General features: G+C 62.4%; 26 protein-coding genes, 1 rRNA gene and 2 pseudogenes. 19 read left to right on the top strand and 10 right to left on the bottom strand.

What is annotated here, in order from left to right:
- The first annotated feature begins 89 nt into the window (after window positions 1-89).
- The 5 genes and pseudogenes from HV744_RS00145 to HV744_RS00125 all read left to right on the top strand — a co-directional run.
- Window positions 90-794 (top strand): pirin family protein, encoded by a 705-nt coding sequence (locus HV744_RS00145; protein ID WP_175147877.1) that lies wholly within the window; start codon window positions 90-92, stop codon window positions 792-794.
- A gap of 42 nt (window positions 795-836) precedes the next feature.
- Window positions 837-1,259, top strand: coding sequence for a DoxX family protein (locus tag HV744_RS00140; protein ID WP_175147557.1), 423 nt, complete (start codon window positions 837-839; stop codon window positions 1,257-1,259).
- 104 nt (window positions 1,260-1,363) lie between these two features.
- The gene (locus tag HV744_RS00135; RefSeq protein ID WP_175147876.1) at window positions 1,364-2,125 is read left to right on the top strand and encodes an SDR family NAD(P)-dependent oxidoreductase; all 762 of its coding nucleotides are present in this window, start codon (window positions 1,364-1,366) and stop codon (window positions 2,123-2,125) included.
- Window positions 2,126-2,184: 59 nt separating this feature from the next.
- Window positions 2,185-3,045, top strand: coding sequence for an aldo/keto reductase family oxidoreductase (locus HV744_RS00130; protein WP_175147875.1), 861 nt, complete (start codon window positions 2,185-2,187; stop codon window positions 3,043-3,045).
- 54 nt (window positions 3,046-3,099) lie between these two features.
- A pseudogene (locus tag HV744_RS00125) lies at window positions 3,100-3,474 on the top strand (alcohol dehydrogenase catalytic domain-containing protein); the annotation flags it as partial.
- On the opposite strand, the pseudogene HV744_RS00120 reads toward HV744_RS00125, so the two are convergent.
- Window positions 3,464-3,808: pseudogene (locus tag HV744_RS00120) on the bottom strand (LysR family transcriptional regulator); the annotation flags it as partial. The pseudogenes HV744_RS00125 and HV744_RS00120 sit on opposite strands and share 11 nt — an antisense overlap.
- A 166-nt stretch (window positions 3,809-3,974) precedes the next feature.
- Here HV744_RS00120 and HV744_RS00115 point away from each other — a divergent pair.
- Complete coding sequence (locus tag HV744_RS00115; RefSeq protein ID WP_175147555.1) at window positions 3,975-4,589, top strand: FMN-dependent NADH-azoreductase; 615 nt, start codon at window positions 3,975-3,977, stop codon at window positions 4,587-4,589.
- A gap of 390 nt (window positions 4,590-4,979) precedes the next feature.
- Here HV744_RS00115 and HV744_RS00110 read toward each other — a convergent pair whose 3' ends face one another.
- From HV744_RS00110 to HV744_RS00090, 5 genes are all read right to left on the bottom strand, one after another.
- Complete coding sequence (locus tag HV744_RS00110) at window positions 4,980-6,428, bottom strand: DHA2 family efflux MFS transporter permease subunit (protein ID WP_175147554.1); 1,449 nt, start codon at window positions 6,426-6,428, stop codon at window positions 4,980-4,982.
- Window positions 6,429-6,475: 47 nt separating this feature from the next.
- Complete coding sequence (locus HV744_RS00105) at window positions 6,476-7,330, bottom strand: pirin family protein (protein WP_175147553.1); 855 nt, start codon at window positions 7,328-7,330, stop codon at window positions 6,476-6,478.
- A 45-nt stretch (window positions 7,331-7,375) separates the two neighbouring features.
- Window positions 7,376-7,906, bottom strand: coding sequence for a carboxymuconolactone decarboxylase family protein (locus tag HV744_RS00100; RefSeq protein WP_175147552.1), 531 nt, complete (start codon window positions 7,904-7,906; stop codon window positions 7,376-7,378).
- 29 nt (window positions 7,907-7,935) lie between these two features.
- The gene (locus HV744_RS00095) at window positions 7,936-8,778 is read right to left on the bottom strand and encodes an NmrA family NAD(P)-binding protein (RefSeq protein ID WP_246278873.1); all 843 of its coding nucleotides are present in this window, start codon (window positions 8,776-8,778) and stop codon (window positions 7,936-7,938) included.
- 102 nt (window positions 8,779-8,880) lie between these two features.
- Complete coding sequence (locus HV744_RS00090) at window positions 8,881-9,486, bottom strand: FMN-dependent NADH-azoreductase (RefSeq protein ID WP_175147550.1); 606 nt, start codon at window positions 9,484-9,486, stop codon at window positions 8,881-8,883.
- 110 nt (window positions 9,487-9,596) lie between these two features.
- Here HV744_RS00090 and HV744_RS00085 point away from each other — a divergent pair, with 110 nt between their 5' ends.
- Window positions 9,597-10,520 carry a LysR family transcriptional regulator gene (locus HV744_RS00085; protein WP_175147549.1) on the top strand — a complete coding sequence of 308 codons (924 nt, stop codon included), beginning with the start codon at window positions 9,597-9,599 and terminating at the stop codon, window positions 10,518-10,520.
- Window positions 10,521-10,921: 401 nt separating this feature from the next.
- Window positions 10,922-11,110, top strand: coding sequence for a hypothetical protein (locus tag HV744_RS00080; protein ID WP_175147536.1), 189 nt, complete (start codon window positions 10,922-10,924; stop codon window positions 11,108-11,110).
- 1 nt (window position 11,111) lies between these two features.
- Here HV744_RS00080 and HV744_RS00075 read toward each other — a convergent pair whose 3' ends face one another.
- On the bottom strand, window positions 11,112-11,996 hold the full coding sequence (locus HV744_RS00075) for an SDR family NAD(P)-dependent oxidoreductase (protein WP_175147548.1): 885 nt from the start codon (window positions 11,994-11,996) through the stop codon (window positions 11,112-11,114).
- A gap of 104 nt (window positions 11,997-12,100) precedes the next feature.
- Entirely contained in the window at window positions 12,101-12,931 is an 831-nt protein-coding gene (locus HV744_RS00070; RefSeq protein WP_175147874.1) for an SDR family NAD(P)-dependent oxidoreductase, read from the bottom strand.
- A 124-nt stretch (window positions 12,932-13,055) separates the two neighbouring features.
- On the opposite strand from HV744_RS00070, the gene HV744_RS00065 reads away from it, so the two are divergent.
- Window positions 13,056-13,619 (top strand): TetR/AcrR family transcriptional regulator, encoded by a 564-nt coding sequence (locus HV744_RS00065; protein ID WP_217469072.1) that lies wholly within the window; start codon window positions 13,056-13,058, stop codon window positions 13,617-13,619.
- Between the two features lie 75 nt (window positions 13,620-13,694).
- Here the strand turns inward: HV744_RS00065 and HV744_RS00060 are convergent, their stop codons facing one another.
- Window positions 13,695-14,060 carry an NADPH-dependent F420 reductase gene (locus HV744_RS00060; protein ID WP_217469071.1) on the bottom strand — a complete coding sequence of 122 codons (366 nt, stop codon included), beginning with the start codon at window positions 14,058-14,060 and terminating at the stop codon, window positions 13,695-13,697.
- Window positions 14,036-14,407, bottom strand: a complete 372-nt coding sequence (locus tag HV744_RS00055) for a hypothetical protein (protein WP_175147547.1) — start codon at window positions 14,405-14,407, stop codon at window positions 14,036-14,038. The genes HV744_RS00060 and HV744_RS00055 overlap by 25 nt, the downstream gene beginning before the upstream one ends.
- A 364-nt stretch (window positions 14,408-14,771) precedes the next feature.
- On the opposite strand from HV744_RS00055, the gene HV744_RS00050 reads away from it, so the two are divergent.
- From HV744_RS00050 to HV744_RS00005, 10 genes are all read left to right on the top strand, one after another.
- Window positions 14,772-15,527, top strand: a complete 756-nt coding sequence (locus HV744_RS00050) for a DeoR/GlpR family DNA-binding transcription regulator (RefSeq protein WP_175147546.1) — start codon at window positions 14,772-14,774, stop codon at window positions 15,525-15,527.
- A 782-nt stretch (window positions 15,528-16,309) separates the two neighbouring features.
- Window positions 16,310-17,401 (top strand): 2-aminoethylphosphonate ABC transporter substrate-binding protein, encoded by a 1,092-nt coding sequence (gene phnS, locus HV744_RS00045; protein WP_175147545.1) that lies wholly within the window; start codon window positions 16,310-16,312, stop codon window positions 17,399-17,401.
- 125 nt (window positions 17,402-17,526) lie between these two features.
- Window positions 17,527-18,627: a 2-aminoethylphosphonate ABC transport system ATP-binding subunit PhnT gene (gene phnT, locus HV744_RS00040; protein WP_175147544.1), complete on the top strand. Its 1,101-nt coding sequence runs from the start codon at window positions 17,527-17,529 to the stop codon at window positions 18,625-18,627.
- Complete coding sequence (locus HV744_RS00035) at window positions 18,605-19,555, top strand: 2-aminoethylphosphonate ABC transporter permease subunit (protein WP_175147543.1); 951 nt, start codon at window positions 18,605-18,607, stop codon at window positions 19,553-19,555. Before phnT ends, HV744_RS00035 begins: the two co-directional genes overlap by 23 nt.
- A complete protein-coding gene (gene phnV, locus HV744_RS00030; RefSeq protein ID WP_175147542.1) occupies window positions 19,545-20,408 on the top strand; it encodes a 2-aminoethylphosphonate ABC transport system, membrane component PhnV in 864 nt (287 codons plus the stop codon). Before HV744_RS00035 ends, phnV begins: the two co-directional genes overlap by 11 nt.
- Window positions 20,409-20,488: 80 nt before the next feature.
- The gene (locus HV744_RS00025) at window positions 20,489-21,256 is read left to right on the top strand and encodes a phosphonate utilization associated transcriptional regulator (protein WP_175147541.1); all 768 of its coding nucleotides are present in this window, start codon (window positions 20,489-20,491) and stop codon (window positions 21,254-21,256) included.
- 66 nt (window positions 21,257-21,322) lie between these two features.
- Window positions 21,323-22,588 (top strand): phosphonoacetate hydrolase, encoded by a 1,266-nt coding sequence (gene phnA / locus HV744_RS00020; RefSeq protein ID WP_175147540.1) that lies wholly within the window; start codon window positions 21,323-21,325, stop codon window positions 22,586-22,588.
- Entirely contained in the window at window positions 22,585-24,036 is a 1,452-nt protein-coding gene (gene phnY / locus HV744_RS00015) for a phosphonoacetaldehyde dehydrogenase (RefSeq protein WP_175147539.1), read from the top strand. Before phnA ends, phnY begins: the two co-directional genes overlap by 4 nt.
- A 4-nt stretch (window positions 24,037-24,040) precedes the next feature.
- Window positions 24,041-24,601, top strand: coding sequence for a phosphonate degradation HD-domain oxygenase (locus tag HV744_RS00010; protein WP_175147538.1), 561 nt, complete (start codon window positions 24,041-24,043; stop codon window positions 24,599-24,601).
- 537 nt (window positions 24,602-25,138) lie between these two features.
- Window positions 25,139-25,228 (top strand): 16S ribosomal RNA (locus HV744_RS00005); the annotation flags it as partial.

Genomic DNA, 25,228 nt, shown 5'->3' with positions numbered 1-25,228 from the left:
CATTCGGTCACGGTCTAAATCATCACGGGTCGCAGTGGCCGTCGATCTGGCGGCTGTCCATGTTCGGGCAGAAGGGAAAAGGAAGCGAAATGTTAGTACACCGTCGTTGGGACTCACTGGGCAGCGCTGATCTCGGCTGGTTGCGCGCGAAGCACCATTTCGCTGTCAGCGCCGACGACAATCCCGAACACGGCGCGCTGGACCCGTTGATCGTCTGGAACGACGATGAGATTGCGGTCGGCGGTGGTTTCCCGATGCATGGGCATCGCGACGTGGAGATCATCACCTATGTGCGCCAGGGTGTTGTCGGACACTGCGATACTTTGGGATCCGAAGGAACTATCAATGCGGGTGATGTCCAGGTAATGAGCGCGGGCACCGGCATACGCCACTCTGAGTTCAACAAGAGCGACGTGCCGCTCAAGCTCTATCAGATCTGGTTGCTGCCTCGGGTGGCTGGCGGCGCCCCACGGTGGGATACGAAGCCGTTTCCCAGGAATGATCGCTCAGGGCGCTTTGTCGTGCTTGCGAGCGGGTTCCCCGAAGACGAAGGCGCGCTTCCCATTCGGGCCGATGCGCGCCTGCTTTGTGCAACGCTAAAAGCAGGCGAGAGCATTCGACAGGACTTGAGCTCGTCAAGTTGTGCCTATCTCACGGTGGCATCGGGACGAATCGAGATCAACGGCGAATCCATGGGTTCTCTGGACGGTGCCGCGATCACGCAAGTGCAGGCGGTAGACATAACCGCGCTAGAGGATTCCGAGCTGGTGATGGTGGATACCGGCAAGGTGTAATTTTCATAGTCCACCTACGCAATACAATTTCCGGAGGTCATCATGGATCGTTATAAGTTTCTTCCACTGTTGGGTCGTATCATGATTGGAGCACCGTTCGCGATGAGCGGGCTGGGCAAACTTGCCGCGTACGCCGCGACGGTCGGCTATATCGCGGCGATGGGTTTGCCGGTACCGCCGCTCGCGTACATTGGCGCCGTGGTCATCGAACTGGGTGGCGGCCTGCTGTTGCTGTCGGGCTACCGCGTGCGCTCGGTGTCGTTGGTGATGGCGGTGTTCTGTGTCGTCACGGCGGCTTTCTTCCACCACAATTTCGCCGATCAGAACCAGATGATTCACTTCCTGAAGAACGTGATGATGGCGGGTGGCCTGCTGCAGATCGCCTACTTCGGTGCCGGTGCGTTCAGCCTCGACGCGCGTGCCGGACGGACGAGCTCGAGTGCGGCGTCTTTGAACGCGAGCTAAGAAGACGGATCCGTCGAGGCGAACGCTTGCCTGAATGGGTAGGTGCTCGTCTCGTCCGGATCGCTTCTCTGTTTACCACCGCTATCGCCGAACGGAGATCCAACGTGTCGAACAGGCTCGCGGGAAAGGTGTGCATCATCACTGGAACGGGCGGAAGCATGGGGCGCGAAGCCGCGCTGACGTTCGCGCGGGAAGGTGCGCTCGTAGCCGGCTGCGGTCTGTATGCCGACGATGCCCAAGCCACAGTCGATGCCGTTCAGGCTGCCGGCGGCACCATGGTGTCCCTGCATCCGTGCGATCTGACGAAACCCGCCGACTGTGAGGCGCTCGTCGAGCTTGCCGTGCGGACTTATGGCCGTGTCGACGTCCTCTTCAATAACGCCGCAATGGCGTACTTCAACTGGATCGAGGACATCTCGGACGACGAATGGGACCGCAATCGTCGCGAAGAGGTCGATCTGGTGTTTTACCTTACCCGGGCCGCCTGGCCGCATCTGAAATCAAGCCGGGGCGTGATCGTGAACACGGCGTCCCTGACCGCGCTCATGAGCTTCAAGGGCCTTGGCTCGCTTGCCCACACCACCGCCAAGGCGGGGATTATCGGCATGACGCGCCAGTTGGCGATGGAAGGGCGGGACCATGGGATTCGCGCCAATTCGATTTCGCCTGGGGTGATTGAAACCAACCAGACGCGAGAGCAACTGAAAGATCCGGAGTGGGCCGGCTACATGCTTGGCAAGACGCTCCTCGGTCGTCTTGGACGTCCCGACGAAGTGGCGAAGGTCGCGCTTTTTCTGGCCTCCGATGACAGTTCGTACGTGACCGGCGTGGACCTTGTCGTCGACGGAGGAATGAAGGTCTGGTGATCGCCCGGCTGGTCTGTCACAGGGTGGCAGCGACACCCAGGCAATATTGGAGTTTAGCTATGACGGCTACAAATATCCCCGGCACGTTCGCGCTCGGCGATCGTCTCGTGAACCGCATGGGCTATGGGGCAATGCAACTCGCCGGGCCAGGCGTGTTCGGGCCGCCGAAGGATCGCGCCGCGGCGATTGCCGTGCTGCGCGAGGCGGTGACAAGCGGTGTGAACCATATCGACACCAGCGACTTTTATGGCCCGCACGTCACAAACCTCATCATTCGCGAGGCGCTGCACCCCTATCCCTCCGACCTCACGATCGTGACCAAGGTAGGCGCCGTGCGCGGGCCGGATGCCTCGTGGAACCCCGCACAGAGTCAGGCCGAACTCACGCAAGCAGTGCACGACAACCTGCGCAATCTGGGTGTCGATGTCCTCGACGTCGTGAATCTACGCGCGATGGGCGACAATCGGCACCCGGTCGAGGGCTCGATCGCCGAGCCGTTCACTGTCCTTGCCGAGTTGCAGCGGCAGGGTCTGATCCGGTACCTGGGGCTCAGCAATGTCACCGCCGCGCAGATCGAGGAAGCGGAGTCGATCGCGCCGGTGGTCTGCGTGCAGAACCTGTTCAATCTGGTGCAACGGGACGATGATCAGCTAGTCGATGCGCTTGCTGATCGCGGCATTCCCTATGTGCCGTTCTTCCCTCTGGGTGGTTTCTCCCCGTTGCAGTCCTCGACGTTGTCGCAGGTCGCGGAATCTCTGGACGCAACCCCGATGCAGGTCGCACTCGCGTGGCTGCTGCAACGCTCCCCCAACATTCTGCTGATTCCAGGCACTTCATCGCTCAAACATCTGCGAGAGAACCTGGCGGCAGCAGAGGTCGTTCTTCCGGCAGATGCACTCGACCGATTGAACGGAATGTAGTGAACGTTTTAGCTATTACACATTGATTGCCAGGATGCAGTGTCGGAGCGCGTTATGAAAGCCGTTGGATATCGAACAAAGGGCGGTCTGGAGGTGTTGACCGATATCGAACTCCCCACGCCCGAGCCAGGCCCGCGTGATCTTCTGGTCGCGGTGAAGGCAGTGTCGGTGAATCCCGTCGATGTGAAGCGCCGTCGCTGGGAGAATCCCGATGAGGGCGAGGATCACAGGATATTGGGCTACGACGCGGCAGGCATTGTCGAAGCGGTCGGCAGCGAGGTCACCTTGTTCAAGCCAGGTGACGAGGTCTTCTATGCGGGCGCGATGGACCGGCCCGGAACCAACTCGGAGTTTCACCTCGTCGATGAGCGGATCGTGGGACCCAAGCCCGGGCCATTGTCGTTTGCCGAAGCGGCGGCTTTGCCGCTTCGATGAATGCGTCAATCGGGAAGAAAGCGTCCAGCACGACCGCCAGTTCGGGCTCGAGGCCCGATGCCATGCCTTTCGCGCGCGCCTTCATCCAGTCGACGCCGGCAATGACGCTGCGCGCGTCAGCCAGCAATATCCTGCCCTCGGCTGTGAGTAACGGATATCTGCCGCTTCGGTCGAACAACGTCACCCCGATCTGGCCTTCAAGGTTGGCGACAAGTTCGCTGACCATGGATTGCGCCCGGCGAAGCTTTCTGGCCGCTCCGGAAAAGCTGCCTTCATCGACCGCCGCGATAAATGTTCGTAACTGATCTAACGATACGCCGTCCAGCATTGAGACCTCCTCATCTATCGTCCGGGGCGATGGACATGATCGGAAAATGATGGCTATTCGGGTTCATTGCAACCATGCGACATTGACGAAGTGTCCCCACGCATTGGCGTCCGGCCAGGTATCTCATGCATCGACGTGAGGCAACTGGCTGCCAGAGATCCCCGAAATGAAATTGTTGCACATCGATTCCAGCATTCTCGGTGCCCAGTCCGTTAGCCGCACGCTTACCGCGGAAATCGTCAAGTGCCAAAAGGCGTTACACCCCGGACTCAAGGTCGTCTATCGCGATCTTGCGGCCGACCCCGCGTTGCACTTGTCCGAAGCGCACGTCGCAGCATGGGCCGGTGGGTCGGTCGAAGGCGCGGCGCTCAGTTGCGATCTTGAAACCGGGCAGGAATATCTTGCCGAGTTGTTCGAGGCCGACATTGTCGTCATAGGCGCACCGATGTATAACTTTTCGGTGCCGTCGCAACTGAAAGCCTGGATCGATCGAATTGTCGTGGCGGGGCAGACTTTCGAGTACAGCGAATCCGGCGAACTCCTGACGTTTCTTCCGTCCGGCAAGAAAATCATCATTGTGTCCACGCGCGGCAACGTTTATCAACCTGGCATGCCGACAGCCGCGCACGAACACCATGAAAGCTATTTGCATAGCGTGTTCTCCTTCCTCGGTCTGCATGACGTAACGGTGGTGCGAGCGGAAGGACTCGCATTGGGTCCCGATACCAGGGGGGCCGCTATTCGACAGGCGCGATTCGAGATTGCCGTCATCACGGTTTGATATCGATCGGAAATCGGGCGCGGCGCCGAAGCATTGCGAGCGATCGCAACGCCGCTTGTTCGCGCTGGCGGCGCCAGCGCGTGTGCCTCGCCTGGCGAGCGCGCTTGGCGAGTCGGGCTCGAATACGAAATCGCATTTGAGTTGAAGGCACCGGTGACGAATACACTGCCGGTGTAGATGGGCACGCCAATGGCATAGTACGACGCGCTGCGCGCGTCTGTTGAGATCAGCGAGAGCACGAACGGAGACAACTGTACGCCTGCCTTGACGGTGCTGAAGTTTCCCGCTATCCCGCCCCACGCCTGGCGACCGAAGAGATTGTCGTTCGAATCGGTCAAACCGCCGTTGGACGGGTCTCGGCATGGCAGATAAAGAAAGCCTCAGCCCGCATTAAATGGTCGCTGCGGACGACGTTTCGCCATGCGCCTGACCGTGCGTGCGCGTACGCACGAAAGCCCCAGCCAGCGCGGAAGCCATGACCGCCGCAACGGCCCCCAGCAGGAAAGCCAGGTGGTAGCCGCTATTGAGCGCGGTAACGGCGTCGGCGCCTGCAGCACCCAGGCCTTCCGCACGCGCCGCCGCCACGCTCGCGAGGATGGCCAGGCCCAACGCGCCACCCATCATGAACGACGTGTTGATCACCCCCGATGCCAGCCCCGACTCGTCCGGTGCCACGTCGCTCATCGCGGCCAGCAACACCGGGTTGAAGGCCACGCCTGCCCCCAGGCCCATCAGCAGCATGCCCGGCAGCACGTCCGGCACGTAGTTGCCCCCGTCGGGCGCACGCGCAAACAGCAACAGCCCTAGCGCCGCCACCAGCAGGCCCAGCGACAACGGCGCGCGAATCCCGAAGCGCATCACCAGCCTGGCCGACAGCCCCAGCGAAAACGCCGCCATGATGATGTTGGCCGGCAGAAACGCCAGGCCCACCTGCATCGCGTTGTAGTGCAGCAAGCGCTGCAGGTAAAGCGCCGAGATGAAGAACCACGCGAACAGCGCAGCCGCCCACAATACGCCCACCACGTTAGCCGTGGCCAGGTTGCGCAGCGCAAACATGTGCAGCGGCATGAGCGGGTGCGGCACGCGCGATTCGATGACCAGGAACGCGATCATGAGCGCGATGGCCATTCCCAGTTGGATAAGCGTCTGCGCGGACGTCCAGCCGGCCTCGTTGCCGTGCACGACGGCGTACACCGCGAGCATCAGCGATGCGGTCACGGCGATGGCGCCCGCCACGTCGGGCCTTGCGCGATCCGCCGGCGGCTTCACCGCCGGCAGCAGCGCCACGCACCCGGCATTCACCGCCACGCCAATCGGCAGGTTGACGAGAAAGATCCAGTGCCAGCTAAATGTGCTGGTCAGCAGCCCGCCCAACAGCACGCCGATGCTGCCGCCACCCCCGCCCACGAATCCGTAGATGCCCATCGCCTTCGCGCGGTCCGCGGGCGAGGTGAACAGGTTCATGATGAGTGACAGCGACACGGCCGATACGACTGCACCGCCCAGCCCCTGAACGGCGCGCGCCACAATCAGCATGCCTTGCGAATTTGCCAGACCGCATGCCGCCGAGGCCAGCGTAAAAAGCGTGATGCCCAGCAGGAACAGCCTCCGATGGCCAAACAGGTCGCCCAGCCGCCCGCCCAGCAGCAGGAAGCCGCCAAAGGTCAGCATGTAGGCGTTGACCACCCACACGAGTGAGACTTCGGTAAAGCCCAGGTCCGCCCGGATGGACGGCAGTGCGACGTTCACGATGGTCGTGTCCAGCACGATCATCAGCACACCCAGGCAGAGCACGATGAGGGCAAGCCAGCGCTTGCGTTCGTCAATGCCATGCGTCATTTAACTACTCCTTTCGGACACTGCCAGTTCAAGATCGAAATGACGGGTCAACGCAGCACGCCCTTGGCGCGCAACTCGCGACCGATGCGCGCAATTTCGCGCTCGCCCTCGACCAGCGCTGCGGGGCTCGTGTGCACCGAGTAGCGGCCCAGGTGAAGATCGTGCGGATGCGGGATGGCCGTACCGAGCACGAAACGCGCATCGGTCACCGCTTCGAATTCGATCGCCGCATCGGACGGGTCGAATACGGCCAACTCGCCTTTGTCGACCGGGTCGGGCGTGCGCAGGCTACCGTCCATCACGGCAACCCAGCCAACCCGATGGCCCCGCGGCGGCTGGCAGGCCCAGCGCTCGCCGGCTTTGAGCTCCACAACGAAATAGTTGAGGCCGGGAGGCGCATCGATCGGGCTGACCGCCTCGCCACTGCGGCCGAGCAGCACGCGCGCCGGGCCGTCCGAGGGGATTTCGTTAACCGAAAGATGCTGGCTGAACGCGGGAGCCAGTTCGCGCTCTGGCGGCAATGCAACCCACAGTTGGAACGCCTTGAGCGGCGGCTCGGCGGAACCGGAATGCCAGACGCCATGACCGGCGCTCATCCATTCGATATCGCCCGCATCCATCGTGCCTTCGTGGCCGGTGGATTCGGCATAGCGGCCTCGCCCCTCCATCGCAAGGGTCAGGGTCGCGATCCCCGAATGCGGGTGCCAGCCGAAACCCTGCTGGCCCATCGCTTCCTGCGTATCGATCAGATCGAGAAATACGAATGGCTTGATCATCTCGCCGACGTCGGTGGCACTCACCATGCGGATGAGCGGTCCGTGCGCGTTGCCGCGCGTGCGGAAGATGATGTGACGGCCGACGCCGACAACGGGCGTAGGCGAATTTTGGACACTTGCATTCATGAGGTGCTCTCCAGGTATTTGACTTGCCATAGACGAGGCGCGTGGTCAGATATCCCTATCGGTTCGCGCGTAATTGAGGAAGTACCCCGTGAACATCGTCAGCCCGAGGAACGCGAATGCCTCAGCCAGGTGCTCATCGCTCCAGCCGGCTTGTTGGGCAGCCTTCCACGTGGCGTCGCTGACGTTTCCAGAATTGGCGGCCGCTTCCCTGACCACACTGGCTAGCGCGTCGATCCTGGCGTCACCCGTCGCGTCGCCTGTCTGCAGGGCGGCGATCTGTGCGTCAGTCCAACCGTTCACGCGGGCGAATCGACGGGCGATAGCCATCATGTAGTCGCTCCCAACCACGGCCGTCGTTGCGAGATTGAGCGCCCAACTCACCTTCGGATCGAGGGTGCCATGCTCGGCGGTAACGGCACGCAGCGATGCGTACGACGCCAGCACCGCCGGAGAATGCGCCATTTGGGCATGCACGTTCAGGGGCTGCCCCGTCGGCGAGGACTGGGCAATTTTTTGCAGAAACGGGCGCGACGCATCGGGCGCGTCCTCGACAGTGTGGGCAGGAATCCGGATCATGGGTATTCGCTCGTTCGTGAGAGGTGATTTCAGGTGGCTGCGGGAAGCGCGAAGTTCGCTTTGGCCCATGCCGCGAACTTCGTCGGCTGCCGGCCGGCGACTTTGTTCGCGAGCGCGATCGCATCGTGCGAATCCGAGCCGAGATACGTGTGCGTTTCGAACCAGGCAAGCATCGCCGCTATGCCCTCGGCGCCCGGGAACCAGCTGGCAAAAACCTCACGGGGGACTTGCTTGAACGAGACCCGGTTCCCCTGACGATTCAGGGTGTCGATGACCTCGTTAAAACTGAGGAAGTCGCCGACCAGCGGCAAATGCTCACCGTGCCCCGCGAGTTCGGGATGCGCAAACGCACCCGCCACGAGGCGGCCGAGTTCAGAAATATCGCCCATGTGGATGACGCGCCGCTCGGGATCGAGCGGCAGCGCCCAACCCGCGGTGCCATCTTCTTGTTTCTGCGGAGCCATCACGCCGATCAGATTTTGATAGTAGAACGGAGCAATTACAAATGTGTGGTGAGCAAATCCGGCTTCATTCACGATAGGCTCGACCTTCGCCTTACCGGTGAAATGCGGGACGTCGATCTTGCCGTGGCTGATCGCCTCCACGTTCGGAAGCGTCGACCAGATGAAGTGCTGCACGCCGGCGCCTCTCGCTGCGTTGACGGCGGCGAGTGCCTGTCTGGATTCTTCCGCACCGGCTTCCCAGGAATTGGTCACCACGAAAGCGCCGTGCGCTCCGGCAAATGCAGCTTCAAGGGTTTCCGGGCGATTGAGTTCCGCCAGAACGACTTCGTCGCCCAGTTTCGGATGCCTGGCGGGATTGCGCGTCAACGCGCGCACCTTGAATTGACCGCTCGCCTGGAGCGCGCGCACGACGGCGCCGCCTTGCTGACCGGTTGCGCCGACGACGGCGATGAGCTTCTGAGTATTCGACATGGGTGTTCTCCCGTGAGTATCTTTGGGGGCGGTGCGGCCTCACGCGGCGAGCGCGGCGGTCTCTTTCTTCGCCGAGGCAATGGCCGCGTTGCGCGCCTCCTCACCCATCGCAACGCCTTCCGCACGAATGAACGTGATAGCCGTGATGCCCAGAAATCCGAAGGCTGCTCTCAGATAGGTTTCCTGATGATCGAACAAGGCGGTGGGCGAGCCTTCGCTGTACACGCCACCGCGCGACGAGGCGATGATTAACTTCTTGCCGCCGCACAGCCCGACTGGGCCCTGCTCGCCGTAACGGAACGTCTTCCCGGCGATGGAGATGCGGTCGATCCAGGCCTTCAGTTGGGAGGGCACGCCAAAGTTGTACATCGGCGCGCCAACGACCACGATATCGGCCGCGAGGAACGTCTCGAGCGCGGTCTGGCCCATGGCAACGTCGGCCTTCAACGCATCGTCGACGGGCGCGCCTTGCGCCGCCGCGAGGTGTGCAGCCGTCAGGTGGCCGATCGGTGTGGAGGCAAGGTCGAGACGGATAACATCGAGGTCGGGATGACTGCCCTGGAAGGTCGCGACGACCTCCGCGGACAGATGGCGACTGACCGAGCCTGGCCCGAGGATGCTGGAATCTACGTGTAAGAGTTTCATGAGACTGATCTCCGAAAGGGTACTGTGGGATGCCTCAAGTATGGTGACGGAGAGCGTTTCACACTAGACGGTAAAATGGGATTTGATTTATCCATTTTTGGAGAAATGCCATGCTCGATCTAAATGATCTTGCGATGTTCGTGCAGGTCGTCCGCGCCGGCAGTTTCTCCGAGGCGGCGCGGCGTCTGCGCATGCCGGCGAATACGCTGAGCCGGCGTATCGATCAACTCGAAGGGCAACTCGGTACACGTCTTCTGCATCGCTCGACGCGCAAGCTCGCGCCGAGCACGGAGGGGCAGGTTCTATTCGAGCGCTATGCGCCGGCGCTTGACCAGATCTTCGAGATCGAGCGGCTCCATTCAGATGCGCAGGCACCGTCCGGCTCGGTTCGCGTCACCGCGATGGCCGGCCTGTTCGAATTCTTTCGAATGGAATGGTTGGCGGAGTTCTATGCGCGCTATCCACACATCAGTGTCGAATTTCTGCTCGACGATACGCCTTCCGATCTGATCGCCGAGCGCATCGATCTGGCCTTGCGCATGGGCATCGAGACCAGTAGCGGATTTCGGGTACGTCGGCTGGCGCCGAGTGAAATGATCCTCGCGGCAAGTCCGGCCTATTTGAAACGGCGCCCTGCACCACGCACGCTGCGTGAGTTGAGCGAACACGACTGTCTGACGATTTCCAGTCGTCAGGGGCGCAACGCGTGGCGTCTGCACGGCCCACGCGGTAGTCAGGAGGTGTCGATCAACAGCCGGTTCGCGGTGAACGATATGCGAGTGTTGGCGCAGGCCTGTATAGCGGGGCTGGGCATTGCGCTTCTGCCGCAATTGATAGTTGAGCCAATTATCGAGAAGGGGAACCTGGTGCGCGTGCTGCCGAGCTATCGGCGCTCGAGCACCGACCTCGGCCTGCAGCTTGTCTACACGAGCCGCCCACCGGTACCGCCCGCGGTAGCGGTCTTTGCCGACTTCCTTTTGGAGAGACTGGGCGACTCGATGACCAACCCCGCACGGAGCCACGCCAGTCGATAAGATCGCTCCGGACAGGATCATTGCGCAACTGCGACGGCGTGGAATCAACGAAGACATCGAGCGCGGCAATTGATGTTTGGGGCCGAGATGGTGTACACCGCAGGAATGAAGAGCAGTAATCCGTTGATAGTGTCGGAATATCTGGCGCTTGTCAGGTCGATTCTTTCCACGAAAGATTCGCCCGGGAAGAGGTGACGCGCTGAGCTGCATTACGCGACGACCCGCTTGCGTTCCTCTGACGAAGCGATCGGCGACGTTCCGTCCTCCATTGCTGACTTTGGCGAGACAGTGAGTTTTGAAAGCTGGCGTTTGCCCTTGGCAGATTGCCTCTTAAACTCTGTTCGCTTGTGGCAAAACGCTGTCTGACGCGCCACCAACAACAATTTGGAGGTTAAGAGATCATGCAACGCTTCATGCAGGCAGTCGAGGAGGCCGGCTACCAACCCGGCGACTGGCTGCACTACCCGGAGAATTTGCAGGCTGCCGAGGCAAAAGTCGCTGCGCAGAATGCTACGGCGCAAGCGGGCGTGTCGGGCTATGGTGGCGAATCCGTCGGCACGTCCGTTTCCGGACGTGTAGCGGGCCAGTAACTCATCGCCGCTTCTTCAGCACATCCAGTCCCTCCGGTAACTGCGCGTCGGGAAAATGCGTGGAAAGCGTGGTTTCGTGCCACAGCTCCATTTCCGCGGCGCGCTCGGCGTCCGCCAGTTGACACACGTGCAGCGCATCGCCGCCTAACAACAGGCGCGATGGAAGATCATCGCGCCGCGACAGCTGGACGATCAGCGTTGCGATCTTCGCGGGATCACTGATTTCGTGGCCCCCGTAGGCTTCCAGAAGCTTGAGCATCTTGCCGACCGACTGCTCGTAGTCCGGCAGCATGTCATCAATGCCGCGGCGCGCTTCGCTAGCCCAGTCTGTCCGCATCCCGCCCGGTTCCAGTGTGCAGATGTGGATGCCGAGGTGGGCAACCTCCTTCGCCACCACGTCGCTAAAGCCGCCGACGGCCCACTTCGCTGCCTGATAGGCGGACAATCCCGGCGTCGAGGTACGGCCACCCGCCGATGACACCTGGAAGATATGACCGGCATGTTGCTTGCGCATCACTGGCAGTGCCGCACGGGTCATGTTGACCACGCCGAACAGGTTGGCTTCCACCTGGTCGCGGAAAACTTGCGCCGTCATTTGCTCGAACGGAGCAGTGCGTCCATAGCCGGCGTTGTTCACCAGCACGTCGAGGCGGCCAAAGGCGCTGAGCGCGTGGTCGACTGCTCGCTGCGCAGCGAGTTCCTCGGTGACATCGAGCGAGACCGGACGAATCCGGTCCTTATAGCGATCGACCAGATCCGCGAGGCGTTGCGGATCGCGGGCACCGGCGACCAGACGATCGCCGGCGGCAAGCACGGCCTCGCTGATCAGGCGCCCAAGTCCGCGAGCGGCGCCGGTTACCAGCCAGGTTCTGGAAGTATCAGACATAGTGAACCTCATTAGTCATTCAACGGATTAAAACCACGACCTTAGTCACAGTCGCAGCATGGGACCGCAACACGCGATTGACCTGCATCGCGATTCCGGATGCGTTAGTTGCGGCTGCCTTGCGCGGCGTTTGAGACGCTTTCCCAGCTTTCCCAAACCTTCAGCCGTTCCGCGTAGACCTGCTTGACCAGCGGCAGCATCGTGCCGAGAATGAGGCGAAGCGGGGGCTCCGGTGAATCGACCACCTTCAGGATCGCGTCCCCCGTTGCGCAAGGATCGCCGAACGCGTCGGTCGTCAGCATGGACGCCAGGTGCTGACGCACGGTGTCGTATGCCGGCATAGGCGGTGCCTGCCTGACCGACGATTCATTCATGAAATCCGTGGCGAACGGTCCTGGTTCGATGATTGTTACCTTGATCCCGAAGCCGGCAACCTCGCCGGCGAGTGCTTCGGCAAGGCCCTCCACGGCAAATTTAGTTGCTTCGTAGATGCCGCCGGTGGGGAAGGCAACGATTCCGCCGGCACTCGACACCGGCAGGATGTGTCCTGATCCTTGCGCCCGAAGTAGGGGAAGGGCGGCCTGAATCACGGACAACGTGCCGAACACGTTGGTGTCGAAATTGGCGCGGGCGTCCTGCATGCTGACCTCTTCGACGGCGCCCATATAGCCATATCCGGCAACACTCAGGACGACATCGAGGCGTCCGAAGTGCTGATGCGCGTCATTGACGCTGCGGACCACTTCTTCGTGATTGGTGACGTCAAGCGCGAGCGGCAGCACGGCTTCGCCGTACTGGCTTCGCAGGGCTTCGAGCGATTGCGGATCACGCGCGGTGGCGGCCACCTTGTCGCCGCGTGCCAATGCGGTTTCCGTCCACCGACGGCCAAAGCCACGCGAGGCGCCCGTAACGAACCACGTTTTGGGACTGGACATGCGTATCTCCTGGGGCAATGAGGCATGACGAACTGACAAATTTGGAAAATGTGTCAGTTTCAGTCTAGTCCGCTTTACACGTTTCGTCAAAGTGTCATTCCGCCGATATGCCATAATCTCCAGCATGAGCGAACCAACTTCCATGCGCCGTGACCAGGTGGTCCAGGCGGCGATAGACGTATTTCTGCGATATGGCTATGCGCGCACGACAATGACAGACATCGCGCAAGCGGCGGGTTTGTCACGTCCCACGCTGTATCTGGCGTTTCCCGACAAGGACGCAATCTTCCATGCGGTCGTGGACGCGATGGTTGCCGACAAGCTGAACGAGATTCGCCAGCGCTTGCCACGCTATCGCGGCTTCGAAGCAAAGCTGCGCTTTGCCTGCGAGGCGTGGGGTGCCGAGGGATTCGAATTGGTCCAGGCCCACCCGGATGCAAAAGACATGTTTGATCTGGGATTCGCATCCGTCTGCAATGGATACTCCGCGTTCGGAGACTTGCTGGTCGACATCATCAGCGCGCCACTTGCCGAAGCGGACCTCGATATTGAAGCCACGGACCTGGCGCGAGCGATCGTGTTTGCTATCAAGGGATTTAAGGACGTCGCCCGCGATGGTGCGGAGGTGCGGCGAATGATTGGCGTGCAGGTCGCGGTTATCGCCGCCGCGGTTTGCCGGAATGCTTGAATCGTTCCGATGGAAGGGATAACAGCGAAAGGCGCGGTATTCCGCGCATTTCGCGTTCGTCTTTCAAGTTATTAGTTATCCGAATTTGACGAGGTTGTGTATCATCAGCGGGCCGCCGGGGATCTGAGCTAGCCGACCCCCAACTTCGAGCGAACCCAGGTCCACGCCAAAGAAGCCAGGCTGATCGATCAGCCCACCCACGGCCGCTTTCGCATACGCGTCGTCGCCGCAGAAGAACAGCACGCGGCGTCCGCCTTCCGCTTCCGGATCGCCGGAGAGAAAGTGTGCCGGAAGGTGGTTGAACGCCTTCACAACGCGCGCGCCCGGCACGAGATCCGCTACGACTTCGCTCGACATCCGGCCGTGCAATTCGGCCGGTTTGAATAGCGGCGCCTCGATGGGATTGTTCGTGTCGATCACGAGTCCAGTGCGTAATCCCACGCAGCGCCTGGCTCGGAACGCAGAATCGCCGCGTTGCGCGGCGCCTGGCGCTCCCCATCGAGCAGGTCGAACGCTTGCTTTCGCGTGATCGAGGTGGGTGGCAAGCCGGCAATCGGGGCGATCTTTGTCATGATGCGCCGACAGGACTGCGCGGCGCCGTGCGAATCGCGGTGCCGTTCAATGTGGCCCGTGAGGAAATCCTCACACAGTTTTCGCACCGTGTATGATTCCGGCGTCGAAACCATCACAGGCCGGTTTGATGCCTTGCGTGTGAGAACGGGGTCTTCGCCAGCGTCGCGGCGCGCCCGGATTTGTTGCCACTCGGCTATCGCGGCAGCGTAGGACATTGCTGGCTACTCTCCCAGCTTCCGTTGACGCATCCGGCCGTCGACGGGCGACTTGAATCGATAGGTCCAACTGCGCCGCGATGCGGTCGCTTCCAGACGAAGGCCCGGGAACGCCTCGAAGCTCATGTGGGTATCCGGTTTGAGCTGTTTCGCGGCCTTGGCATCAAATCGCATGATCGGCGTAGGTTTTCGGCGAATGATAGGGAAAGGCAACGCCGATGTCTCGAGTTTAGCAACTTGGAGACGACTGTAGACGCCACTTGCGGCGCCGATTGCAGATGCAGAAAGCCCTTGTCTGAAGGGCGTTTGATGAAGAAATGCCCTGCGTGACAAGTCTCTCGCGGGATGACGAAGGAAAGGCTCAATGCTCGCAGAACAACGTCACCAATACATCCTGGCGCAAGTTGCTAAAACCGGCGCGCTCTCGGTCGCCGAACTGGTGCGCGAACTGAACGTGTCGCGCGAGACCATCCGCCGCGATCTGAACGCGCTGGCCGGGCGCGGCCTGCTGGTCACGACACACGGCGGCGCGCTGTCGAGCGACCGGCGCGAGCCCGACCTCGATACGCGCGAAGCCGCGAACGCCGGTGCGAAGCGGGCGATCGGCGAGCGCGCGGCCGAGTTCGTGCCGGACGGCGCGTCGCTGATCATCGATTCGGGCAGTACCACGCAGGCGGTGGCGCGAGCGTTGCTCGACCGTCATCGGCTCGCGGTCTATACCAACGACTGGCGCATCGCGCTGCTGCTGGGCCGGCGCAACGACAACCGCGTCACGCTGCTCGGCGGCGAACTGTCGGATATCGAAGACGCCACCTTCGGGCTCGACACGGTCCAGCAACTCACGCAATACCATGCGGACTTCGCGTTCATCGGCGCGGGCGGGATTTCGCCGGAAGGCTATTTGACCGACTACAGCCGCATGGCCGCGGAAGTGCGCAGCCGCATGATCGCCGCCGCCGACATGGTGGTGATCGTCGCCGACCATTCGAAGTTCGGCCGCGTGACGCCGGTGCGGATCAACGGTATCGAATCGGCGCGTTATCTGGTGACCGAGCTGGCGCCTGAGCGCGCGCTTGGCAAGGCGATCGCCGCGCTTGGTCCGGAAATTCTGATTGCCTGAAGGTGGCGCGGCGCGGCTGTGCTGTTTATCACGCGGATGTGGGATCGATTGAGCGTGAGGTCGAACGCGGCTGCCGCGTTGGGTGGTTCGTTGTTATCGATCGCGCAGACGTGGATGCCGACGTGGGGCATGCGCACCGTTTCCCACCTGGCCGGACTCATATTCCACGGCATGACGCTGACTGTTTTCCTCCCTGCAAAAGCGCCCGTCCGATATAAGCCATCCTCATTCGCCGCAAGATCCTGACCGGACGGGCACAATGCGCGCCGTTGTCCAGAACCAGCACACAGACCTGGCGAGGCGCCGGCCAGTCGGCAGCCGTTTCGACCGCGTAAGTAAATGCCGCTGCCTTCAGGCGGCCCGCATACATCGTCATTTTCGCCGTGTACGATTTTCACGAGCCGGGCACCGGCGCCAAACAACCCTCCGCTGTCCCATGAACGTTCAGCGCCCGGGCGCGGTGGCGAACAGCGCGGCTTGGTTATTATTGGCGAATTGTGTCATTTTTTGGAATTCGCGAGAATAGTCATGGCGTTGTCATGCAAACCTGTGATTCTTGCCGTGCCCGTTCAGGCATGGCAGGCAGCGCGAGTGTCGGAGGTGGGCTGTAAGTCAGGCTGGAGAAGAGGCGGCAAAGTTGTCGGCAATCTGCAATCCGCGAAAATCGGCACGAGAGCTGGCCGCGGGCAACACGCAAGAGGCACGGCGCGCAGCGCCGTTCAATCACAACAGGTATCGGGTTATCCCGACCGTCTGGTTTTTTGCCTTTCGGAGAAAACGACATGACAAAGACGAATTCCCTTCACACCACGGCCGGCCTCACACGCAAGCTGCTGCCGGCGCTGGTCGCCGTCGCGGCGTTCGGCGGCGCGGCAATCCAGGCTCACGCAGCCGACGCCGTGGTGCTGTACACCGCTGACGGCCTGGAAAATCTCTATAAGGATGTGCTGCCGGCCTTCGAAAAGAAGGAAGGCGTGAAGGTCAACATCGTCACGGCGGGCAGTGGTGAAGTGGTGAACCGCGCCACCATCGAAAAGGATCAGCCGAAAGCCGACGTGCTCGTCACGCTGCCGCCGTTCATCCAGCAAGCCGATCAGGCCGGCCTGCTGCAGGCTTACCAGAGCGCCAACTACAAGAACGTGCCGGCGATCGCCAAGGCATCGAACGGCGCGTGGGCGACCTTCGTGAACAACTACTTCTCGTTCGCGATCAACCCCGAGGTTACGAAGACCCAGCCGAAGACCTTCGCGGACCTGCTGCACCCGGACTTTAGCGGCAAGGTCGCCTATTCGAACCCGGCCACGGCGGGCGACGGCATGGCCGTGATCATCCTGACATCGTCGCTGATGGGTGAAGACAAGGCGTTCGACTATCTGAAGAAGCTCGAGCAGAGCGCCAAGTTCCACACCAAGGGCACCGGCTACCTCGACGTGCTGCTGTCGCGCAACGAAATCGCCGTCGCCAACGGCGACCTGCAAATGGATCTGGACGACGCGGCCAACGGCGGCCTGTCGCTCAAGCCGGTGTTCCTCGCCGCCGAGCCCGGCGGCCAGCCAACCACCTTCCAGTTGCCGTACGCGATCGGCCTGATCAAGAACGGTCCGAACCAGGCTGAAGGCAAGAAGCTGATCGACTACCTGATGTCGACGGAAGTGCAGGCAAAAGTGCCGGACGTCTTCGGCATTCCGGGCCGCACCGACGTGCCGCTCGCCGGCAAGAACGGCGAAGCGGTCAAGCAGGCGATCACGGGCGTGAAGGTGATTCCGGTGGACTGGAATCAGGTGATGGTGAAGAAGGCCGACTGGACCGCGCGCTGGAAGAACGAAGTGATCGGGTCGTCGGGCAAGCAGATCGACGTGGTCAAGCCAAAGTAAGCCGCGGTTCACGGCGTAGCCGACGTGACTGAGTGACGTAACTGAGTGACGTCATTGCGTCAGGCGGCGCCTCCCGGTATCGCGAGGCGCCGCGTCAGCATTAATCTTGTTGGAGGATGGACCCGGTGAATACGGCCAGTCTTGCTCAACCCGGCGTGCACGACGCCTCACCGGACGCGCTCGATGCCGCGCGTTCGAACACGCCGGGCGGCGTGCAGATCGATCATCTGACGGTGCGCTTCGGTTCGCGCACGGTGCTCGACGATCTGTCGTTGACCATCCAGCGCGGCGAGTTGCTGACCGTGCTTGGCCGCAGCGGTTGCGGCAAGACGACCTTGCTGCGTTTCATCGCGGGCTTCATCGAAGCGGACGGCCTGGCCGGCACGCTGACCGTGGCCGGCCACGATCTCACGCACGTGCCGCCGCACAGGCGCAATCTCGGTCTGCTGTTTCAGAGCTATGCGCTGTTCCCGCATCTGTCGGTGTTCGAGAACGTGGCGTTCGGTTTGCGCGCGCGCCGCACGCCGTCGAAAGACGTCGCAAGACGTGTTGCCGATGCGTTGAAGCTGGTGCAACTGGGCGACGCCGGTCATGTGACGCCTGCGCAACTGTCGGGCGGCATGCAGCAGCGGGTGGCGCTCGCCCGCGCGCTGGTGATCGAGCCCGACGTGCTGTTGCTCGACGAACCGCTTTCCGCACTCGACGCCAATCTGCGCGCGTCGGTGCGTTCCGAACTGAAGGCGCTGCATGAGCGCCTGCCAAATCTGACGATCGTCTGCGTGACGCACGATCAGGACGACGCGCTGGTGCTGTCCGACCGCACGCTGCTGATGCGCGAAGGCCGCATCGCGCAACTCGGCACGCCGCAGCAGTTGTACGACACGCCGGCCGACGGCTTTGTCGCGCGTTATCTGGGCGCGGCCAATCTGCTGCCGCCGCAGGTCGCGTTCAGCATGGACGACGTGCGCTATAACGAGCGCGAGCGGGTCGCCTGTTTGCGTCCCGAGGCGCTGCGCATCGTGCCGCTCGGCGAAGGGCACCTGCATGGCGCGATCACGTCGGTCGAATGGTACGGCGCGGTGTTGTCGGTCTCGGTCGTGCTCGACGCGCTGCCCAACGAGCCGGTGCTCGTCACCATGCAGCGCGGCCAAGGCATGATGCCGGAGAAGGGCGCGCGTGTTTCCCTGCGTTACGAGGCTGACGATGTCGTCCTTATCAACCGCTGATACGCCCAATCCGCTCAGCGCGGCCGAGGCCGCCGCGAATGCGCGCCGCAGCGCCAGCGCCGCGTCGCATACGGCCGCGGTGAAGCGGCGCGAACGCGCGGCGCAATGGCATCTGCTGTTTATTGCCGTGGTGGTGCTCGGGCCGCTGGTCATCTATCCGCTCGTGCGTCTGGTGATGCTGAGTCTGACCGGCCCGCACGGTCTGAGCGTGCAGGCTTATTCGACCTTCTTCGGCAACCCCGAAACGCGCGGCGTGATCGGCACGACGCTGTGGATTCTGTTCGCCAGCGCGGGACTGGCGTCGCTGCTCGGCGTGGCGCTGGCGTCGCTCCTGTTCTTCAAGCCGTTTCCCGGCGCGCGGATGATCACGCGCTTTCTCGAACTGTTCGTCGCGTTCCCGTCGTTTCTGGTCGCGTTCACGCTGATCTTTCTGTACGGCTCGCAAGGCTCGGTCAGCATCGGCTTGCAGCGGCTCTTCAATCTGCCGGCGCCGCCGCTGAATTTCCTGTTCGGCATCGGCGGCGTGATTCTCGCGGAAGTGGTGTTCTACGCGCCGTTCGTCGTGCGTCCCACGCTGGCCTCGTTCGCGCTGCTGGACCGGAGTCTGATCGAGGCCGCCCGCAGCCTCGGCGCGAACGGCATGATGGTCGCGTTCGAGGTGATCCTGCCGCTCGCGTGGCCGGGCATCGCGGCGGGCACCATCCTCTGCTTCCTGCTGACGCTCAACGAGTTCGGCATTCTGCTCGTGCTCGGCAGCGCGCATCTGATCACGCTGCCGGTGGCGATCTACGGTTCCGCCACCGTCGACCTCGATCTGCCGACCGCCGCCGCCGGCGCGGTCGTGATGCTGATGATGTCTTTGTCGCTGTACGCGTTGTACCGCCGGGTCAACCGTCGCAAGGTGAAAGGAGCGGGCCATGGCCGTTGAACTCGACCCGACCGTGCTGCCGGTCATGCACAAGAAAGCGCGGCCGGTGCGCCACAGTTTGCTGGTGCGCATGCTCGGCGGCCTGTTTCTCGGCTTCGCCGCGTTGCTGAGCTTCTGGCTGTTCGTGTTGCCGGTGCTGGTGGTCGCGCTGTCGAGCGTGGCCTCGCACTGGTCCGGCACGATCCTCCCTGATGGTTTCAGCATGCGCTGGTTCGAGCGTCTCAGTTCGAGCGACTTCGACGCACTGACGACCAGCCTCGAAGTCGGCATGGGCGTCGCGGTGCTCGGCACGATGCTCGGGCTGTGGCTCGCGCTCGCGCTCGAAGGGCGCGACCGGCGCGGCCTCGGCGCCATCGTCGACACCATCGCGATGATGCCCAACGGCGTGCCGAGCGTGGTGCTCGGACTCGCGGTGCTGATCGCGTATCACAAGCGGCCGATCGATCTGTCGAGTTCCGCGGCGATCGTCGTGTTCGTGCAGCTCGCGCTGGTGCTGCCGTTCTGCTACCGGTGCGCGGCCGCGGCGTTGCGCCCGGAACTGACGATCCTGCGCGAAGCGGCGGCCAGTCTCGGTGCGCCGCCGTCGATGGTGTTGCGCCGCGTGGTGCTGCCGCAACTGGTGCCGGCGATCCGCGCCAGTCTCGCGCTCGGCTTCGCGCTGTCGCTCGGCGAACTCGGCGCCACGCTCACCGTGTATCCGCCGGGTTTTGCGACGGTGCCGATCGTCGTGGTCGGGCAGGTGGAGCGCGGCTATTACCTGCCGGCCTCCGCACTGTCGCTGATTCTGCTGCTGGTCTCGCTGGCCGCGCTGCTGTTGATCGCCGCACGCGTCCCACGCCGTCGGATGGACTGACGGGCAACTGCCGATGTCGGTGTTCGCGTGCCGTGACGGCGCGCAAACACCGATCGATCCATGTGGCAAAATTTGTCAAAATGACCGAATATATGCACTCTACTTCTGTCGATTCGATCGAGGTTTTGCGCCGGCATTCGCTGACGACGCTGGTCCGCGACGAAATCGAGCGGCACATCATCGAGGGGGCGCTCGCGCCCGGCGACAAGCTCAACGAAACCGATTGGGCCGCGCGTCTGCAGGTGTCGCGCGGGCCGGTGCGTGAAGCGTTTCGCGCGCTGGAGCAGGCCGGCCTCGTGCGCACCGAGAAGAACCGCGGCGTGTTCGTGCGCACGGTGTCGCTGGCGGAAGCGGACGAGATTTACGCGGTGCGCGCGGTGCTCGAAGAAGCGGCGTGCCGGTTGCTGGCGGCGAGTATCGACGCACGCCAGCTCGCGGGGTTGCGCAATTGGCTCGACGCGATGCGCGCGGCAGCCGAGGCGCACGATCACGATGCGTACGCGCGCGCCAATGTCGCGTTTCATGACGCGCTGATGGCGGCGTCGGGCAACCTGAAGCTGTACGAGACGTACCGCAGGCTGGTGAGCGAGTTGAGCCTGTTTCGCCGTGCCGCGCTGGTGGTGCATGCCGACGCGATGGAGCGTTCGCTGGCCGAGCATCGCGCGATCTTGACGGCGCTCGCTTCACGCGACGCCGATCTTGCGGCGAAGCTGATGCACGCGCATGTGCACGGCGGCTTGCAGCGCGCACACGCGGCGTGCGAAACGGCTGGCAAAGCGGCTGGCAAAGCGGCAGGGCCGCTGGGCGGGGTGCCGAGGGTGCCGGCGGCGCCGGTATCGAACGATTGAGTGCGGCACGGTTGCAACGAACGGATTGACTACTGCACGCGTGCCGGGCACGCATGGAAGGCAACGATGGCAAACTCAGGCGAACCCACGATCGAAGTCAACGGCCGCAGCTACCGGCTCCCTTCACAACCGACCGTCGTAGTGTGTGTCGACGGCTGCGAGTTCGATTATCTCGAGGCCGCGGTCGCGGCCGGCGTCGCGCCGTTCATCGGCAAGATGCTCAAGGGCGGCGCGGCCTTTAAGGGCGACTGCGTGATTCCGTCGTTCACCAACCCGAACAATCTGTCGATCGTGTGCGGCGTGCCGCCGTCGGTGCACGGCATCTGCGGCAATTACTTCTGGGACCCGCACGCGAACGGCGGCGCGGGTGCGGAAGTGATGATGAACGATCCCGCCTATCTGCGCGCCGGCACGTTGCTGGCCGCCGCCGCCGAGGCGGGCGTCGGGGTGGCCGTCGTCACCGCGAAGGACAAGCTGCGCAGCCTGCTCGGCTGGCAACTGAAGGGCATCTGCTTCTCGGCGGAAAAAGCCGACAAGGTCACGCGCGAAGAAAACGGCATCGACGAAGTGCTCGATCTGGTCGGCTTGCCGTTGCCCGACGTGTATAGCGCGGGGCTGTCCGAGTTCGTGTTCGCCGCCGGCGTGCGGCTCGCGCAAACGCGCAAGCTCGATCTGATGTATCTGTCGACCACCGACTACATCCAGCACAAATGGGCGCCGGGCACCGAGGGCGCGAATGCGTTCTACGCGATGATGGACGGTTATCTGGCGAAGCTCGACTCGCTCGGCTGGGTGATCGGCCTGACCGCCGACCACGGCATGAACGCCAAGCACGATCCGCAGACCGGCGAGCCGAACGTGATCTATCTGCAGGACGTGCTGGACGACTGGCTCGGCACGAAAGAGGCGCGCGTGATCTTGCCGATTACCGACCCGTATGTTGTGCATCACGGCGCGCTCGGGTCGTTCGCGACGATCTACCTGCCGCGCGAGGTCGACCCCGTGCTTATGATCGAGCGGATCGGCCGCTTGCAGGGCATCGAGGTCGTGCTCGACAACCGCGCGGCGTGCAAACGTTTCGAGCTGCCGGAGGATCGCGTCGGCGATATCGTCGTGGTCAGCACGAAACATGTCGTGCTCGGCACGCGCCGCGATGAACATGACCTGTCCGGATTGACCGTGCCGTTGCGCTCGCATGGCGGCATTTCCGAGCAGCAAGTGCCGCTGCTGTTCAACCGGCGTGTCGAAGCGTTGCCGGCCGGTAGCGGTGACAAGCGGCTGCGCAACTTCGATATCTTCGACGTCGCGTTGAATCGCGTGTCGGCATCATGAACACCACGCTGCGGGACCATCCGGCGTTTCGCGCCGAAGCGCTGCGGCTCAAAGGCGAGCGCGCGACCCGCGCGCGCACGCTCGACGTGTTCGATCCTTTTACCGGGACGCGCGTGGGCACGGTCCCGCTGGCAAGCGTCGACGATGTGCGCGCCGCGTTCGAATACGCGGCGGCCTATCAGCCGGCGCTCACGCGTTACGAGCGCTCGCAGATTCTCGAACGCGCGGCCGTGCTGTTGCGTGAACGGGCCGAGGAGGCGTCTGACCTGATTTCGCTCGAGTCGGGTTTGTCGAAGCAGGACTCGGGGTATGAGATCGGCCGCGTGGCCGACGTGTTCAAGTTTGCGTCGATCGAAGCGTTGCGCGACGACGGGGAAAGCTTCTCCTGCGATCTGACGCCGCATGGCAGGAAGCGGCGCGTGTTTTCGCAGCGCGAGCCGCTGGCCGGTGTGATTGTCGCGATCACGCCGTTCAATCATCCCATGAACCAGGTCGCGCACAAGGTCGCGCCGGCGATCGCGACGAACAATCGGGTGGTGTTGAAGCCATCGGAGAAGGTGCCGCTGTCGGCGCTCTATCTGGCCGATGTCCTGTACGAAGCCGGCTTGCCCGCGCCGATGCTGCAGGTGCTGACCGGCGATCCGCGTGAAATCGCCGATGAACTGATCACGCATGCGTTGGCGGAACTCGTCACTTTTACGGGCGGGGTGGCGATCGGCAAATACATCGCAGCGAAGGCGGCTTACCGGCGCGTCGTGCTGGAGCTGGGCGGCAACGATCCGCTGATCGTGCTCGACGACGCCGATCTCGAGCGCGCGGCAACGCTTGCCGTGCAGGGGTCGTACAAGAACTCCGGGCAGCGCTGCACCGCGGTCAAGCGGATGCTGGTGCAAAAGAGTATCGCCGCGGATTTCACCGATCTGGTGGTGGAGAAGACGCAGGCGTGGTCGTTCGGCGATCCGTTCGATGTGTCGAATCAGATGGGCACCGTGATCGACGTCGCCGCGGCGCAGCTTTTCGAAGCGCGTGTGAATGAAGCGATCGCGAGCGGCGCGCGGCTGCGGATCGGCAATCAGCGCAATGGCGCGCTGTATTCGCCGACGGTGCTCGATGGTGTCGATCCGTCGATGACGTTGGTGCGCGAGGAAACCTTTGGGCCCGTGTCGCCGATCATCACCTTTGACACGCTCGACGACGCCATCCGGATCAGCAATGGGACGCCGTTCGGACTGTCGTCGGGGGTGTGTACGAACCGGCAGGACGCAATCACGCGCTTCATCAATGAACTGCGTGTGGGGACGGTCAACGTGTGGGAAGTGCCGGGCTACCGGATCGAGTTGACGCCGTTCGGCGGCATCAAGGACTCTGGGCTCGGCTATAAGGAAGGTGTTCAGGAAGCGATGAAGAGCTTCACCAATCTGAAGACCTTTTCATTACCGTGGGAGTAAAAGAGTGGCATTGAGTCTGAACGATATCCGTTCCCTGTTCGAGCAATACGGCAATCTGGCTTATAGCGGCGAGCCGGTGACGCAACTCGAACATGCGTTGCAAAGCGGTGCGCTGGCCGAAGAGGCGGGTGCCGACGACGACCTGGTCGCCGCCGCGGTCTTGCACGACCTGGGGCATCTGCTCAATCTGCAAGGCGACACGCCGACCGAGCGGGGTATCGACGATCTGCATCAGTATTTCGCGCTGCCGTTCTTGCGGCCGGTGTTATTGGACGCGGTGCTGGAGCCGATCCGTTTGCACGTCGACGCGAAGCGCTGCCTGTGCGCAATCGACGATACGTATTTCGGCCAGCTTTCCGCCGATTCGGTGCGCAGTCTGGAACTGCAGGGAGGCATCTTCAGTAAGGATGAAGCCGAGGCGTTTCTGCGCAAGCCCTACGCGGAAGATGCGTTGCGCGTGCGTAAATGGGACGATCGCGCAAAAGAACAAAATCGCGCGACGCCGGATCTCGATCATTATCTAGGCGTGGTCGAGCGGGTGATGCGCAAGGATGCGGCTGCGTGAACCAGGGTGTTTCTGCTTGCGTTTGATCAACAGCTAGTGCCACTGTCATTGCGCCCATTCCGGCGCAATCCATGCATATCAAATAACGCTTGCAAGCCCTCTTCGGGCTCGCTAGAATCTCGCTCTTTCGTGCTTCGGACACCGGGGCACGGGGAAGCGGGAAAGCCAGCAGTGGCAAGGCTTCCAGCGCAGTGGGCAGGTTGAGGAAATTATAAAAACCTGTTGACGACGCAGCGGAAGTTCTGCATAATCCCGTTTCTCTGCTGCTGATGCAGCGACGCAGAACGAAGCGGTGCCGGGTGGTTGAAACGGGTGCGGCGAAGTTGGCGGATCGATCTTTAAAAATTAACAGCCGATAAGTGTGGGCGCTTGATGCGGGACGCGAGCCGGATTCTCCGGAATCTGGCGAAAAGCGAAAGTATCAAGTCTCACACAGTAATGAAAGGAAGGTTTGAGAGTCGAAAGATGATCGAACAATTCGTCAGTACGTTGAGTGAGCGACCGGTCTCGGAAGAGACCGAAAACAGTAACAGGTTTGAACTGAAGAGTTTGATCCTGGCTCAGATTGAACGCTGGCGGCATGCCTTACACATGCAAGTCGAACGGCAGCACGGACTTCGGTCGGGT

Source organism: Paraburkholderia ultramafica, assembly GCF_902859915.1.
Lineage (GTDB): Bacteria > Pseudomonadota > Gammaproteobacteria > Burkholderiales > Burkholderiaceae > Paraburkholderia > Paraburkholderia ultramafica.
Note: the sequence above shows the minus strand (reverse complement) of the source record. Positions and strands in the feature narration are given on the sequence as shown.